This is a genomic window from Ruegeria sp. YS9 (assembly GCF_024628725.1).
Classification (GTDB): domain Bacteria; phylum Pseudomonadota; class Alphaproteobacteria; order Rhodobacterales; family Rhodobacteraceae; genus Ruegeria; species Ruegeria atlantica_C.
The window spans coordinates 824,890-839,763 of sequence record NZ_CP102409.1 but is presented as its reverse complement, the minus strand read 5'-3'; the positions used below and the strand labels follow the sequence as shown (position 1 = coordinate 839,763).

Here is a 14,874-nt window from a genome sequence, read left to right as displayed (position 1 = left end):
CTATGCATATTCCCCCACTGCCCCTGACCCGCGATCTGGTTCTGGTTGGCGGAGGTCACACCCACGCGCTGCTGCTGCGCAAATGGGGGATGAACCCTTTGCCCGGGGCACGGGTGACCGTGATCAACCCCGGCCCGACGGCCCCTTATTCCGGAATGTTGCCAGGTTACATCGCCGGGCATTATGACCGGTGGGAACTGGACATCGATCTTGTCAAACTGGCGCGTTTTGCAGGCGCACGGGTCATTCTGGGCTCGGCCGACGGACTCGATACCGATCGTCAGGAAATCCATGTTCCCGGGCATCCTCCGGTTGGTTTCGACGTGGCATCGGTCAATGTTGGCATCACGTCGGACATGCCCGCAATGCCCGGCTTTGCGGAACATGCGGTACCGGCCAAACCACTGGGGCCATTCGCGGCAAAGTGGGCCGCTTATCTGGAAGGCAGCGGCCCTGCCTCGGTCGTCGTAATCGGCGGTGGAGTCGCCGGAGTTGAACTGGTCATGGCGATGACTCACGCGCTCAGGGCCAAAGGTCGGACAGCACAGGTTACACTGATCGACAATGCCTTCGCCCTGACCGCCACCAAACCCAAGGCGGCAGCGACGATCCGGCAAGCCATGCAGAATCTTGGTGTAAAGGTGATCGAAAACGCGGCAATCAGCCGGATCGCTTCGGATCACGTCGCATTGCAGGACGGGCGCACAATTCCCGCCAATTTCGTGACAGGTGCGGCCGGAGCCCGCCCGTATGACTGGATCGAAAAGACCGGGCTGGACCTTGAGGATGGCTTCATCCGGGTGAACAGCTACCTGCAATCCAGCGATCCCGTGGTTTTTGCCGCCGGTGATTGCGCCCATCTGACGGACAATCCCAGACCCAAGGCCGGAGTTTATGCAGTGCGCGAAGCACCGGTTCTGTTCGACAATCTGCGCGCGGCGCTGGGGGCTGGGCGGATGCGCAGATATGTCCCGCAGAAAGATTACCTGAAGCTGATTTCGCTGGGCGGCAAATCAGCGCTGGGTGAGCGGTTTGGGTTGTCCTACAGCGGAGCGATGATGTGGCAATGGAAGAACCACATCGACCAGACCTTCATGAACAAGTTCCGGGACCTGCCGCAGATGAGGCCCCCTGCGCTGCCGCGCGCACGTGCCGCCGGACTTGTCGAGGCGCTGGGTGAAAAACCGATGTGTGGCGGATGCGGTGCCAAGGTCGGGCGGGGTGCATTGCAGGTTGCGCTGAAATCGCAGCCCGCCCCCATTCGCCCGGACATCATCCCCCTGCCCGGCGATGACGCGGCTCTGCTTCAGACAGGCGGAGTTCAGCAGGTCATGACATCCGATCACCTGCGGGCTTTCACCAACGATCCTGCGCTTATGACCCGTATCGCGGCTGTTCACGCCTTAGGCGATATTTGGGCCATGGGGGCCACGCCTCAGGCAGCCACGGCAACCATCATCTTGCCGCGCATGTCTTCTGCCCTGCAAAGCCGAACCATGTCGGAAATCATGTCGATCGCAGGAGCCGTCATGCGGGACGCCGGTGCCGAGATTGTGGGCGGACACAGCTCCATGGGTGACGAGATGACGATCGGCTTCACACTGACCGGGTTGTGCGAATCCGCCCCGATCACACTGGCGGGCGGGCAACCGAGGGATCGTCTGATCCTGACCAAACCCATAGGAAGCGGTGTTCTTATGGCGGCCGAGATGGCCGGCCAGGCCAATGGTGCCTGGGTCGCCGCAGCCTACCAGCAGATGGCGCAGCCGCAGGGCAAGGCGGCCCGCATATTGGCCGGGGCCCATGCGATGACCGACGTGACCGGGTTTGGTCTGGCCGGACATCTGCAAGGCATCTGTGACGCTTCCGGATGTGGGGCCATGATGGACCTGGGTGCCGTGGGCGTGATGGATGGCGCGCAGGAGCTGACGGACCGGGGTGTTCGGTCAACCCTTTTTGCAGACAACCGGGCAATAGCACCTGCCCTGCCCGCCGAGGGCAAAGCCGCCTTGATGTTCGACCCGCAGACAGCAGGCGGCCTGCTGGCCGCGGTCGCGGCAAAGGATGCCGATACCGTCCTGCAAGACCTCAAGAACGCTGGCTATCCAGCCATGGCAATCGGCGAACTCACCGAAGCACCGGGGCTGCGTCTTCAAAGCTGATCCAGCAGGGTTTCGATCCGGGTCGCTGCCTCGCTCAGGCCGGCGTCGTTCAGAACGGCGATCTCAATATCGGCCAGCACCTCGACGGAACGAGACCACCGCGACTTTGCGTATGCCGGGTCGTAATGCTGCTCCATCAGGGCCCGGGTCAGCACCTGTTTTTGACCAGCATTGATCAGCTGCACCCAACCATCAACAACCTCGTGCCCACGATGAGAACGCAGCGGCGACAGCCGTTCTCGCAACCGGTCGCTGTCAGACAGGATGTCGTCATAGGCCTGAACGAGATAGGCGGCACGCGCCTCGAGCGGAGCCGAAATGTTCACCCGCGGGGCTGCGCACAAAGCGTTCCACAGGCTGGGTGGCAGTATCAGGCTGCCGATCCTGGAAGATTCCGCTTCGATGACAACCGGGCGCGCCGTATCCATCGCACAAAGCGCCCCAGCCAGAGCCGATTCAAAAGCTTTCTGGCTGGGCTGCCCGCCCGGTCTTTCCCCCAGCAGGGACCCTCGGTGATTGGCCAGTGCTTCGAGGTCCAGAACCTGCACCCCGCGTGACTGCAAAAGTGCCAGCAATTCTGTCTTGGCCGTTCCGGTATAGCCATCCAGCGCCACCAACCGATGTGGCAACGGATCATCGTACAGATACGCATTCACCAACCTGCGGTAGGTGCGATAGCCGCCCTCGATCACATCCGCGCGCCAGCCGATCTGTTGCAGCATCCATGTGAACGACCCGGAACGCTGTCCGCCGCGCCAGCAATAGACCAGAGGGCGCCAGCTGCCTTCATGGTGGCTTAGATGTTGCTCGATGTGGTTGGCCGCATTGCGGAACACCAGAGCGGCCCCGAGTTTACGCGCCAGAAACGGGCTCTCCTGTACATACATGGTCCCGACACGGGCGCGTTCCTCGTTGTTAAGAACCGGCAGGTTGATCGCGCCAGGCAGATGATCTTCAGCGAACTCTGCCGGGCTGCGCACATCGATGACTGTGTCAAAACCATGGGCATAAAGCTGTGTCAGATCAGGAAAGTTCAGAGCCATGCCGAAGGTCTAGCTTGCCGCGTTTGCAAAGGAAAGGCCGCACGCCCTCACACGTGCAAAGGCTCGATCAGATCAGGCCCGCTGGCCCGGTTCGAGTTCACGACCGGATCAACGCGATGAAACGTCAGCACATCCTCTGCCCCCGGCTGCATCAGACGAGCAGCCCCCTTTCCCGCTTCACCCAGCCACAATGACCAGTGCTCGGGTTCAAGGATCAGCGGCATCCGATGATGGATGGTGCCAAGGTTTTCGTTGGCCGCCGTTGTCACGATGGCACAGGTGCCCTGACGGTTTTCATCCACCCCCCAGTCCTGCCAGATCCCTGCAAAAGCAATGGGGGCGTCATCCCTGCGATGGATGTACCAGGGCAAGCGCGTTCCCTCGTCCGTCTTGGTCCATTCGTAAAACCCTGTTGCGACAATCAGACAGCGGCGTGATCGGCAGGCATCGCGAAAGGCGGGCTTTTCCGCCAAAGTCTCGGCACGTGCGTTGATCAGCAACGGGCCGGCAGTTTCCGTCTTGTACCAATGTGGCAAAAACCCCCAGCGCAGCGCATCCAGATGACGGCCTGATTCACCACCCCGCACCACATGCACCTGATTTGTCGGACACACGTTGAAATTCGGGACGGTTGGCAACGCATTAGCCGGGCGCGCGGAAAACAGCTGCGCCATCGCGTCATTGGGAAGAGTTATTGCGAACCGTCCGCACATGGTAATGGACCACCGTTCCAATCCTGGTTCTGACACAGGACCTTACTGGATTGCATGGAAAACCAGAAAACGCGATCCCACAAGAGCAAAGCGGCGGCCTTTTGGGAGGCTGACAAGCGTCCACAGGTACTAAAAAGACCCCACGGGGACTCAAAAAGTTCCAGAAGAACTCGGACTATCAAGCCTTTTCCGGCTTCGTTTTGACCGGGGTGAAGCTGTAAGGAAAGCCCTGCTCACATTTCACTGAAGCCTCGTGGACAAAGCCCGATGATCCGCAGTTTGCCGAGAAATCGGCGAACGCGCTGATACACACGGATCGGGTAACGCGTGCCTTGGCTGATACCCGAAAAGGAAATACAATTCCCAGACCAGCGGAACCTTGTGCGGGTCATGGACGAGAGTAGGCGTGAGGGGGAAACTGGAGGTCAATTGCCCGGTTCACCACCCGCAAATTGGCCTCAAACTCCGACAACCCGGAAGTGCCTGCAAAAACGCGTGCAAGCTTGCCAACCGCCAGGGGTTCGTCCAAGTCAATCCGGGGCTGGCGCGAGGTCGCGGATCAGATCAAACCGATGCTTGACGGCCTGGGCTCGGAACTCTGGCCGGAATACGATTTCAGTTGATCCGCAGAAGCAGAAAAGCCGCATCATGATGACGCGGCTTTTGTCCTTTTCGAAAACAGAGTCACTTCTGCTTGATGCGCCCATCAACATAAGGCTGATACGGAGCATTTGCCGCCAGGTATTCCGCGGTTACATCCGCAAGATCCGGACCGAAATCATAGGCGTTCTTGTCATCGCCCTCGAACATCGAATACCCATCGCCACCATTGCGGACGTAATTGTTGGTTACGACCAGGTAGGTTTTGTTCGGGTCGATCGGAACAAACCCATCGCCCTCGGCGACCATCACATCAATGATACGCCCTTCGTTCGGCGCTACACTGGGATCCCAGGTAAAGCGCAGGCCAGCGACCTGAGGAAAACGCCCCTTCACGTCTTCCACCTGACTGACGCCATTTTCAAGTGCGTCGATCACGGTCTGTCCAGTGATCTCAAAAGTGGACAGCGTGTTCTGGAACGGCAGCACGGTCAGCACTTCGCCCATGGTCACGTCTCCGGGGTCGATAGACGCCCGCAAACCACCCGAGTTCGCGATGGCAATCTGTACACCCTGATCGGCAACCCGCGCCAGCATCGCATCAGCAACAAGATTGCCCATCTGGCATTCCTGTACACGACATACAGAGCGGTCCCCCTCGATGGCCTCGGCCGCGCTGGCGACAACCTTGTTTCGGATTTCATCCAGAGGCTGAGCAAGTTCGGCGATCCGATCCAATGCGGCCTGATCCTCGGTCACGGTGTTGTCCATGATCAAGGGTTCACCAACGGCTTCGACCACATTGCCGTCGTCATCAAACGTGACGTTCAGTTCGCCCAGAAACTTGCCGTAGGCATAGGCTTGAACGATCTGCACACCGTTGACCACCGTGGGATACGGGCCCACGGCCTTGTCCGATGCATTCGAAAGATAGGTGTTCGAATGCCCGCCAACGATCACGTCGACCCCGCTTGTCTCTGCCGCGACACGCTGGTCAACGCCATAGCCCGAATGGCTGAGCACGATGATCTTGTTGACGCCTTCGCCCGTCAGCTTGTCGACCTCGGCCTGCACCGCCGGTACCGGGTCTGAAAAGGTCACGTTGGGACCGGGCGACGCAAGTTCATGCGTATCGATCGGCGTCAGCCCGATCAGGCCAATCTGTTCGCCACCCACCTCGATCACGGTGGATTTCTTGATGTGGTCGGTCAGAAGCTCTTCGTCGCGAATATCGGCATTGGACATCAGGACCGGGAAATCGACCGAGTCGATAAAGCCACGCAGCACTTCCGGGCCGTCGTCAAACTCGTGGTTGCCCACGGTCATGGCGTCATAGCCCAGCTTGTTCATGAACTCGGCAGCGACCTTGCCCTTGTAATACGTGTAGAAAAGAGACCCCTGAAACTGATCGCCGCCATCCACCAGAATCGAATTGTCGGCACGATCACGTGCGTCTTTCACGGCAGTGACCAGGCGCGCCGATCCACCAAAGCACTTTCCTTCGGCATTGTCTTCCGCGTCGCATCCGCTGTCGTATTTGTTGATCGGCTCGAAACGAGAATGAAAATCGTTGGTGTGCAAAATTGTCAACTTGTAGTCGGCTGCCGCAACTCCGGCGGTCAGGCCCAGAACCGCGACTGAAGTCAAAATTCGGGTCTGCATCATGGTACTCCCAGTTGTTATTTGTGGTGATCGTGCGCGCATGACGGCAGAGAGTCAAAGAAGAAATCCGACTTGATTCCATCTTCGGCGCGGGGCATCAGGTCCGTATGCTGATTTACAAGATTTTCCGAGCCGAAGAGTGGGCCGCCTTGCAGAACCAGGGTGCCTCGGACGGCGCACAGATTGATGTCGCTGACGGGTTTGTCCACTTTTCCACCGCTGAACAAGCCGCTGAAACCGCAGCCAGACATTTTGCCGGTGTCGATGGTCTGGTTTTGCTGGCCTGTGACGCAGACGCGATGGGCGACGACCTGAAATGGGAGGTCTCGCGCGGGGGTGCCCTGTTCCCGCACCTTTATCGCCAGATCCGGATGAGCGATGTCGTCTGGTCACGCCCTCTGCCCTTTGACGGCACCGCGCACCAGTTCCCAAAGGACATGACATGACATCTTACATCGACCCGGACCGCGACCAGTTCGAGGCATTCAAAGCTCTGGATCGGGACATGCCGATCGAAATGCTCAATTTGGTGAAGTTTCGGGCCAAGGCGCAGTACCCAACCGCGCATGAACTGGTGAATGCAGGGCTGACCGGAGCGCGAGCCTATCAAAACTACGGGGCAGAAACCGCTCCGATCATTGAACGCATCGGGGCGCGCATCCTCTGGCGTGGGGTGTTTGAAGCAACCCTGATTGGACCGGCGGACGAGGCATGGGATGCCGTTTTCATTGCCCGCTATCCGACGGCACATGCATTTCTGGAAATGGTCACTGACCCGGTCTATCGGGCGGCGGTGATCCACCGTCAGGCGGCGGTGGAAACGTCGCGCCTGATCCGATGCGGTTCAGGTGAAGCCGGGGCGACATTCGGATGAAACTGTTGGAGAAACTGGGCCTTGCCGCCCTGCACCGCATGGACCCCGAGACCGCCCACGGGATGTCGATCAAGGCGTTGAAGTCCGGGCTTGCACCCGCACCGGGGCCGGTAACGACGCCGCGCCTGAAAACCGTCGTTGCCGGGCTGAACCTGCCGAACCCGGTCGGGCTGGCTGCCGGGTTCGACAAAAACGGCGAGGTTCTGACCCCGCTGTCCCGCGCCGGGTTTGGTTTTGTCGAAGTCGGGGCGGTCACGCCGCGCCCGCAACCGGGGAACCCCAAACCCCGCCTGTTTCGCCTGACCGAGGACAGGGCAGCCATCAACCGCTTTGGCTTCAACAACGAAGGCATGGAGGTGATGGCCAAACGGCTGGCACACCGCCCCAAAGACGCGGTCATCGGCCTGAATCTGGGGGCGAACAAGGACAGCGAAGACCGCGCCGGCGACTTTGTAAAAGTGCTGGCCCATTGTGCCGAATATCTGGATTTTGCGACCGTCAACGTGTCATCCCCGAACACGGAAAAGTTGCGGGATTTGCAGGGCAAAGCCGCACTCACCGCGCTTTTGAGCGGTGTGATCGAGACGCGCAATGCGCTGCCGCGCCCGTTGCCGATCTTCCTGAAAATCGCACCGGATCTCACCGAGGCGGAGTTGCAGGACATCGCCGAGGTCGCCCGCGAAACCCGGGTGGACGCTGTGATCGCCACCAACACCACCCTGTCCCGCGACGGTTTGCGCAGCGTACACAAAGACGAAACCGGTGGTTTGTCGGGCGCCCCATTGTTTGAAAAGTCCACCCGTGTACTGGCGCGGCTGAGCAAACTGACGGACGGGGATATCCCCCTGATAGGCGTGGGCGGCATCAGCAATGCCGAGCAGGCCTATGCCAAGATCTGTGCCGGGGCATCGGCTGTGCAGTTCTATACCGCGATGGTGTATGGCGGCATTTCCCTGGCTGCCGACATCGCCGAAGGGCTGGATGACTTGCTGGCGCGTGACGGTTTTGACACCGTATCGCAAGCTGTCGGCAGCAAACGAGAGGATTGGCTGTGATCGAATACTGGCACAACCCCCGCTGTTCCAAATCCCGCGCCGGTCTGGCGCTTTTGGAAGAAAACGGTGCGCAGATCTCTGTACGAAAATACCTGGAAGACACGCCGTCAATAGATGAGTTGCGCGCTGCGCAATCCGCCCTTGGGCTGTCGCCCATCGAAATGATGCGCACGGGCGAAAAACGGTTCAAGGAACTGGGGCTGGCCAAAATCTCGCCCGACGAAGACCTGATCCGTGCCATGGCCGAAAACCCGATCCTGATCGAGCGGCCTTTGGCAATTGCCGGAGACAAAGCCGCCATCGGGCGTCCGCCGGAAAACCTGTTGACGCTGCTCTAGGCGACCTGTGCCTCAAGCTTGGGATAGCGCCAGCCCATTGTCACCCCACGTGCGATGTTGAGAACCATCAACGCGGCCCACAGGCCGTGATTGCCGAAACTCGGCACCAGTATGAAAAGTGCGACCACATAGATCGCCACTGACTGAATCATCGCGTTGCGCATGGCGCGGGTCCAGGTGGCACCGATGTAGATACCGTCGTACATCCAGCTTGCCACTCCGATCACCGGGGCGATTGCAGCCCAGAACAGGTATTCCCGTCCGGCTGCACGCACCTGCGGTGAAGTTGACATCAGGTCGATCAGCGCCGGGCCGGCCAAGAAGAAAACCGTTCCCAGCAACAGCGCCCCCCCAACACCCCATTGCGAGGCCATGACCGAGGCGCGACGCACCTGATACCTGTCTCTGGCCCCGACTGCGCCTCCGACCAGCGCTTCGGCGGAAAAGGCAAACCCATCAAGCGCAAAGGCGGTGATTTCAAGAAATTGAAGCAAGACCTGATTGGCGGCCAGATTCACGTCACCCAGATCCGAGCCAACAAAAAGGAATGTCGTGAACGATCCGGTCAACAGAACCGAACGCAGCATGATATCACCGTTGACCTGCAACATGCGCCGCAGCCGGGCAGCATCGAACACCCGCGCCCAATCGCGCCAGATTCCATCTGCGAACCCATCCCGACAAAGCCATAACCCCAATGCCAATCCTGTCCATTCTGCAATCAGGGTGGCAATGGCAACTCCCTCGACCCCCCAGCCAAGCCCAAGAACGAACCACAGGTCGAGAACGATATTCAACCCGTTCATCCAGACCTGAAGGGCGAACACGCCGCGCGTACGCTCGACGGCAATCAGCCAGCCGGTAACGGCATATAACGCGATGGTGGCAGGTGCCCCCCAGATGCGAATCTCCAGGTAGGACCGGGTCAGGGCTTCGACTTCGGGGCTTGCCGGGGAAAGCGCGAACGCACCCGCAAACACGGCCACTTGCCCAAGGATAAAGAACAGCCCTGCCGCGCCTCCCAGGATCAGGCCGCGCATCAGCAGCGCCCGGGTTTCAACGATATCGCCTGCCCCGCGTGCCTGCGCCGCCATCCCGGTGGTTCCCATCCGCAGGAAACCGAAAATCCAATAGACTGTGGACAGGATCACAGCGCCGATGCCGACCGCCCCGATTGGGGCCGCCTCGCCCATCTGCCCGACCACGCCCGTATCCACCGCACCCAGAATGGGCACGGTGGCATTCGACAGGACAATCGGCACCGCGATCTTCAACACCCGCCTGTGCGTAATGGGCGCCGAGGCGTCCTGCATGGTCAGCTCTGATCTCTGGGGGGGTGCGGCATCAGGAAATGCCCGGAAGCCTGCGCAAACAGTTTCGCATGATTGTCCTGCCAGGCTTCGACCCGGACCGAGGCATACCGCCGCCCGGATCTGCTGATAAAGGCACGCGCATATGCGTCCCGTGGAAGGCCCGAACGCAGATAGTCGACGGTAAAGTCGATGGTTTTGGGAAAGCGGATATTCGGGTCGGTCACAATGGCCTCTCCGTCGATCTCGCCACTTTCGATGCGCGGGAACAAATGCTCCCAACTAAGGGTAATGACAGCGGTCACTTCGAGGAATGCCGCGGTTACACCGCCGTGAATCGCAGGCAGGAACGGGTTGCCAATCAACTTGTCATCGAAGTTCAGAACACCGGTCAGTTCATCCCCGCGCCGGTCGAAGCTGATATTGAGAAAGCGGATGTAAGGCACACCGTCAACCAGCGCACGCAACGCTGCATCGCGTCGCTGCTTGACCACCTGCATTGGTTCGGGACGAGGTCTTGCCATGTTATTTCCCCTCAACCGTAAAAGACCCCGAGGCCGTGGCCACCGGCAGGTCCTTGTCGTCGTCCATAGCCGTCGCTCGTACAAAAGCCACGTTCCGCGTGATGTGATAGCAGACGGCGTGCGCCGTAATCGTCTGACCCGGTGTCGCCGCGCGCATGTAGTCAATTCGCAGATCGATCGTGGCTGTCCCGCCGGGGGCCGAGGGGTGGCTCATCACAGCAGCACCGCAGCAAGTGTCCAGAATTGTGGAAATCGCCCCACCGTGAATCACCCCTGTGCGCGGATCACCGATCAGATCCTCATTGTAGGGCAACGTGATCTCTGCCTCGCCCTCGCCGATCTGCGTGAGCTTGAGGTTCAATGCCCGCGCGTGGGGGATCGCCTCGATAAACTGGCGGGCTAAAACTGTCTTGTCGACCATAGGTTTGCGTCCTGTTCTCTGCCCGTCCTTTATGAGCCGCTGTTTCCGCAAAGGGCAAGCCCACCTGTTGCGCTCGGGATCGGGACCGCCTAGGTTGCTGACAAGGAGATCGGGAATGTCCAACAACCGTTTGTCATTCAAAGAGATGTGCGCCGAGTTCGACGTGACCCCGCGCACTCTGCGCTATTACGAATACATCGAGCTTTTGCAACCGGACCGTGAAGGTCGGTCCCGGTTTTACGGCCCGCGTGAATGCGCGCGGATGAAGCTGATCATGCGCGGCCGCAAGTTCGGATTCCCCCTGGAAGAGATTCGCCAATGGCTTTTGATCTACGAAGATCAGGGCAATGAGGCGCAGATGGCCACGTTCGTCGAGATGGCGGATCGCCAGATGAACGAGCTTCAGCAGCAGCGCCAGCAACTGGATGAAGCCATGGACGAACTCAAGCGTCTGCGCGACCAGACGGCCAAGTCGTTGGGATAGTCGCGCCTTCCGAGTCCGAAAAACCAAATTGATCACCCTGAATCCGCGCAAACAAATGCGCAGTGTTTCCACAATTGCGACAGCTTTGGCGGGAAAAACTGCATGACGTGACGGAAAGAAAATTGCGTCAGACCATGCTTACGTGACCGGATGTTACGTCAACTTTGAAATGACGCAGCGTCTGGATTACGTAAACGTCACTCTCGTGTTGTAAAGCGCGTATCAACTGCGCAACTCATATCTCATGACGCCAGTGACGAGAGTATGACGAATGACCGAAGATGTGATGACCATCCGCGAGATGTGCGAGACCTATGATGTCACACCACGCACCTTGCGGTTCTATGAGGCCAAGGAACTTCTGTTCCCGATCCGTGAAGGCCAGAAACGTCTGTTCACCAAGCGTGATCGGGCGCGGCTCAAACTGATCCTGCGCGGCAAACGATTTGGTTTCAGCCTGGAAGAAATTCGGCAACTGCTGGATTTGTACCATGTCGGCGACCAGCAGGTCACGCAGATGACCCGCACCTATGAAATCGCGTGCGAGCGTCTGGAGGACATGGAATTGCGCCGCGAAGAGCTGACGCAGGCCATCGACGATCTGAAAGAGCAGTTGCGCTGGGGCGAGAAAGTCATCGCCTCGATGAAACAGGAAAAGAAGGCAGCCGAGTAACCTCGACCTGTCATCCGGACATATGAATTAAGGGAGCTTCACATGCCCGTTTACAACGCGCCAACCAAAGACATGCAGTTCATCCTGCACGACGTACTGAATGTCTCGCAGTCGGACATACCCGGCTACAACGAACTGGAAGCCGAGTTTACCGGCGCGGTTCTGGAAGAAGCCGGCAAGGTTGCCACCAATGTTCTGCATCCGCTGAACGTTGTCGGCGACACCGAAGGATGCCGGTTGGAAAACGGCATTGTGTACACCCCGACCGGGTTCAAGGACGCCTTCGAGCAGATGAAGGAAGGTGGCTGGACTGGCCTCGACATGCCGGAAGAGTATGGCGGTCAGAACATGCCCTATGTGCTGGGCACCGCCGTGGGCGAGATGTTCTCGGGTTCCAACCAGGCTTTCACAATGTACCAGGGCCTGACGCACGGTGCTGCATCGGCGATTCTGGCGCATGGAACGGACGAACAGAAGAACAAGTACCTGCCCAAAATGGTCAGCTGTGAATGGACCGGCACCATGAACCTGACGGAACCGCATTGCGGCACCGATCTGGGCCTGATGCGCACCAAAGCGGAACCGCAGGGTGACGGCAGCTATAAAATCTCGGGCCAGAAGATCTTTATCTCGGCTGGCGATCACGACATGGCCGACAACATCATCCATCTGGTGTTGGCGAAAATCCCCGGCGGCCCCGAGGGTATCAAGGGTGTCTCGCTGTTCATCGTTCCCAAGTTCATCGTCAACGAAGACGGCTCTTTGGGCGAACGCAACGGCGTATCGGTCGGCAAGATCGAAGAAAAAATGGGCATCCACGGCAACTCGACCTGCGTCATGAATTATGACGAGGCCACCGGCTGGCTGCTGGGCCAAGAGCACAAAGGCATGCGCGCCATGTTCACCATGATGAACGAAGCGCGTCTGGGTGTGGGCATGCAAGGCCTGTCTCAGGCCGAAGCTGCGTATCAAAATGCTGTCGAATACGCCAAGGATCGCCTGCAAGGCCGTGATGTTACTGGCACAAAGAACCCGGACGGCCCGGCCGATCCGCTGATCGTTCACCCTGACATCCGACGAAACCTGATGGACCAGAAAAGCTTCACCGAAGGTGCACGCGCATTCATTCTGTGGGGTGCCACGATGATCGACAAGGCGCACCGGTCGGGTGACAAGGACGCGGACGGGCTGATCTCGCTTCTGACCCCGGTCATCAAGGGCTTCCTGACGGATGAAGGTTACGACATGACCGTTCAGGCGCAGCAGGTCTATGGCGGCCATGGCTACATCGAGGAATGGGGCATGTCGCAATATACCCGCGATGCCCGGATCGCCATGATCTATGAAGGCGCCAACGGCGTACAGGCGTTGGACCTTGTTGGCCGCAAACTGGCGCAGGATGGCGGCAAGCATGTCATGGCCTTCTTCGACATGGTCAAAACCTTCTGCAAGGAAAACGCGGGCCAGAACGAGGCGTATGACAAAGCCTTCATCGAACCGCTGAAGGCTGCGTCCAAGGATCTGCAGGCTGCCGGCATGTATTTCATGCAGGAAGGCATGAAGAATCCGAACAACGCGCTGTCCGGTTCCTACGATTTCATGCACATGTTTGGCCATGTCTGCCTGGGCCTGATGTGGGCGCGTATGGCCAAGGCCGCGCAAGAAGCGCTGGACAATGGCACGTCGGACAAAGAGTTCTACGAGACCAAGATCAACACCGGCCGCTTCTACATGGCCCGGCGCCTCCCCGCCACGGCGTTGCACCTGTCGCGCATTCAAACCGGTGAGGACACGGTCATGGCGCTGGACGCGGCAAGCTTCTGATCTCAATCTGGGTCCGGGCAACATTGACCGGACCCAGCTTACCGGAGGAACAACATGCCAAAACGTTTCCGCCTGACCCGCCGCTTTCCCGTGGCAATGACCGAGGACGGGTATCGCAAGCTCAAAGCGTTCGCGCGCGAAGCCGGTCTGGACGAGGGAGAGGCGCTGTCGTTTCTGTTCGAAAACTTCAACAGCGTAATCAACGAGGACAACCTGACCCATCGCCTGCGAATTTTTAATTCCGAACTGGAAGCCCGGAAAAAGTGAATGCCAGCGGCGATTTATTACAAACCGCTAACTTGGATGCCGGGTACCTCCGGCGGGAGTATTTATGAAAAGATGAAGCTGCGACGCGTCCCTGCCACCGGGCGCACTCGCCATCAGGACAGGGACGACTTCACCTTTTGCGGTCATCGGCTCTCCAGCCTGTACCGCGCGACCATTGAATAGGAAGATGGTTGATCAAAGGTTACCGACTGACCTTCATCTTTTCAAAAATACTCAATTCCGGCTTAGCCACGTGCGCCACGGGAGGGGCGATTGCATGAGCATAAAACTGCACTGTTTCGGAGAAAGCGGCAATTCCTACAAGGCCGCTCTGGCGCTGGAAATGTCCGGTCTCGATTGGGAGCCTGTCTTTGTCGACTTCTTCAAGGGTGTCACCCGCAGCCCCGAGTTCCGTTCACAACTCAACGTGATGGGCGAAGCACCCTTCATGGTCGATGGTGATTTCCAAACCTCCCAATCTGGTGCCATTCAGGCCTATGTGACTGAAAAATCCGGCAAGTTCGGCGGCAAAAACCGGGAAGAGAACTATGACATCCTGCGCTGGGTGCTTTGGGACAATCACAAGCTCAGCTCGATGGCGGGCCTGACCCGGTTCCTGATCAATTTTCTGCCCGAACAGCATCGCAACCCGGATGTGATCGCCTTTAACCAGGGCCGCCTGAAGGCTGCCTATCAGGTGCTGAACACGCATCTGGAAGGCCGCGACTGGATCGTCGGCGACGGCGTAACCAACGCTGATCTCAGCTGCTGCGGCTACCTTTACTACCCCGAACCATTCGGCTTTGACCGTGCCGACTGGCCCAATATCGACGCCTGGCTGACTCGCCTGTCCGAGCAGCCCGGCTGGAAACACCCCTATGACCTGATGCCCGGCAACCCGTCGGATCGAGCTTGAGGAGAAGA

The 14,874-nt window shown here is 59.0% G+C and carries 16 protein-coding genes; 10 read left to right on the top strand and 6 right to left on the bottom strand.

Annotation, left to right across the window (positions count from 1 at the left end; genetic code table 11):
* The first annotated feature begins 2 nt into the window (after positions 1 to 2).
* Positions 3 to 2,162: a selenide, water dikinase SelD gene (gene selD, locus NOR97_RS04350; protein ID WP_257600313.1), complete on the top strand. Its 2,160-nt coding sequence runs from the start codon at positions 3 to 5 to the stop codon at positions 2,160 to 2,162.
* Here the strand turns inward: selD and mnmH are convergent.
* The 3 genes from mnmH to NOR97_RS04335 all read right to left on the bottom strand — a co-directional run bounded on the left by mnmH (position 2,153) and on the right by NOR97_RS04335 (position 6,180).
* Complete coding sequence (gene mnmH, locus NOR97_RS04345; RefSeq protein WP_257600312.1) at positions 2,153 to 3,205, bottom strand: tRNA 2-selenouridine(34) synthase MnmH; 1,053 nt, start codon at positions 3,203 to 3,205, stop codon at positions 2,153 to 2,155. The genes selD and mnmH overlap by 10 nt on opposite strands.
* Before the next feature lie 47 nt (positions 3,206 to 3,252).
* The gene (locus tag NOR97_RS04340) at positions 3,253 to 3,918 is read right to left on the bottom strand and encodes an SOS response-associated peptidase (protein ID WP_257600311.1); all 666 of its coding nucleotides are present in this window, start codon (positions 3,916 to 3,918) and stop codon (positions 3,253 to 3,255) included.
* Positions 3,919 to 4,602: 684 nt separating this feature from the next.
* Positions 4,603 to 6,180, bottom strand: coding sequence for a bifunctional UDP-sugar hydrolase/5'-nucleotidase (locus tag NOR97_RS04335; protein ID WP_257600310.1), 1,578 nt, complete (start codon positions 6,178 to 6,180; stop codon positions 4,603 to 4,605).
* Between the two features lie 107 nt (positions 6,181 to 6,287).
* Between NOR97_RS04335 and NOR97_RS04330 the strand changes: the two genes are divergently transcribed.
* The 4 genes from NOR97_RS04330 to arsC are packed head-to-tail and all read left to right on the top strand — an operon-like array spanning position 6,288 to position 8,447.
* The gene (locus tag NOR97_RS04330; protein WP_257600309.1) at positions 6,288 to 6,626 is read left to right on the top strand and encodes a DUF952 domain-containing protein; all 339 of its coding nucleotides are present in this window, start codon (positions 6,288 to 6,290) and stop codon (positions 6,624 to 6,626) included.
* Complete coding sequence (locus NOR97_RS04325; protein ID WP_257600308.1) at positions 6,623 to 7,054, top strand: DUF1330 domain-containing protein; 432 nt, start codon at positions 6,623 to 6,625, stop codon at positions 7,052 to 7,054. The genes NOR97_RS04330 and NOR97_RS04325 overlap by 4 nt, the downstream gene beginning before the upstream one ends.
* Entirely contained in the window at positions 7,051 to 8,109 is a 1,059-nt protein-coding gene (locus NOR97_RS04320) for a quinone-dependent dihydroorotate dehydrogenase (RefSeq protein WP_257600307.1), read from the top strand. The genes NOR97_RS04325 and NOR97_RS04320 overlap by 4 nt, the downstream gene beginning before the upstream one ends.
* Complete coding sequence (gene arsC, locus NOR97_RS04315) at positions 8,106 to 8,447, top strand: arsenate reductase (glutaredoxin) (RefSeq protein ID WP_257600306.1); 342 nt, start codon at positions 8,106 to 8,108, stop codon at positions 8,445 to 8,447. Before NOR97_RS04320 ends, arsC begins: the two co-directional genes overlap by 4 nt.
* On the opposite strand, the gene NOR97_RS04310 is transcribed toward arsC, so the two are convergent.
* Genes NOR97_RS04310 through NOR97_RS04300 form a run of 3 tightly spaced genes read right to left on the bottom strand, consistent with a single transcriptional unit; the run spans position 8,444 to position 10,702 of the window.
* Positions 8,444 to 9,760 carry an MATE family efflux transporter gene (locus tag NOR97_RS04310; protein ID WP_257600305.1) on the bottom strand — a complete coding sequence of 439 codons (1,317 nt, stop codon included), beginning with the start codon at positions 9,758 to 9,760 and terminating at the stop codon, positions 8,444 to 8,446. The two genes, arsC and NOR97_RS04310, sit on opposite strands and share 4 nt — an antisense overlap.
* A 2-nt stretch (positions 9,761 to 9,762) precedes the next feature.
* Complete coding sequence (locus tag NOR97_RS04305) at positions 9,763 to 10,281, bottom strand: PaaI family thioesterase (protein ID WP_170347229.1); 519 nt, start codon at positions 10,279 to 10,281, stop codon at positions 9,763 to 9,765.
* Between the two features lies 1 nt (position 10,282).
* Positions 10,283 to 10,702 carry a PaaI family thioesterase gene (locus NOR97_RS04300; protein WP_257600304.1) on the bottom strand — a complete coding sequence of 140 codons (420 nt, stop codon included), beginning with the start codon at positions 10,700 to 10,702 and terminating at the stop codon, positions 10,283 to 10,285.
* Positions 10,703 to 10,817: 115 nt separating this feature from the next.
* On the opposite strand from NOR97_RS04300, the gene NOR97_RS04295 reads away from it, so the two are divergent.
* The 5 genes from NOR97_RS04295 to NOR97_RS04275 all read left to right on the top strand — a co-directional run bounded on the left by NOR97_RS04295 (position 10,818) and on the right by NOR97_RS04275 (position 14,866).
* Complete coding sequence (locus NOR97_RS04295) at positions 10,818 to 11,186, top strand: MerR family DNA-binding transcriptional regulator (protein WP_152457425.1); 369 nt, start codon at positions 10,818 to 10,820, stop codon at positions 11,184 to 11,186.
* A gap of 271 nt (positions 11,187 to 11,457) precedes the next feature.
* Positions 11,458 to 11,859 (top strand): MerR family DNA-binding transcriptional regulator, encoded by a 402-nt coding sequence (locus NOR97_RS04290; protein WP_257600303.1) that lies wholly within the window; start codon positions 11,458 to 11,460, stop codon positions 11,857 to 11,859.
* A 42-nt stretch (positions 11,860 to 11,901) separates the two neighbouring features.
* Positions 11,902 to 13,683, top strand: a complete 1,782-nt coding sequence (locus NOR97_RS04285; protein ID WP_257600302.1) for an acyl-CoA dehydrogenase C-terminal domain-containing protein — start codon at positions 11,902 to 11,904, stop codon at positions 13,681 to 13,683.
* A gap of 54 nt (positions 13,684 to 13,737) precedes the next feature.
* Complete coding sequence (locus tag NOR97_RS04280; protein WP_257600301.1) at positions 13,738 to 13,950, top strand: hypothetical protein; 213 nt, start codon at positions 13,738 to 13,740, stop codon at positions 13,948 to 13,950.
* Between the two features lie 277 nt (positions 13,951 to 14,227).
* Positions 14,228 to 14,866 (top strand): glutathione S-transferase family protein, encoded by a 639-nt coding sequence (locus NOR97_RS04275; protein WP_170347233.1) that lies wholly within the window; start codon positions 14,228 to 14,230, stop codon positions 14,864 to 14,866.
* Positions 14,867 to 14,874: the final 8 nt, after the last annotated feature.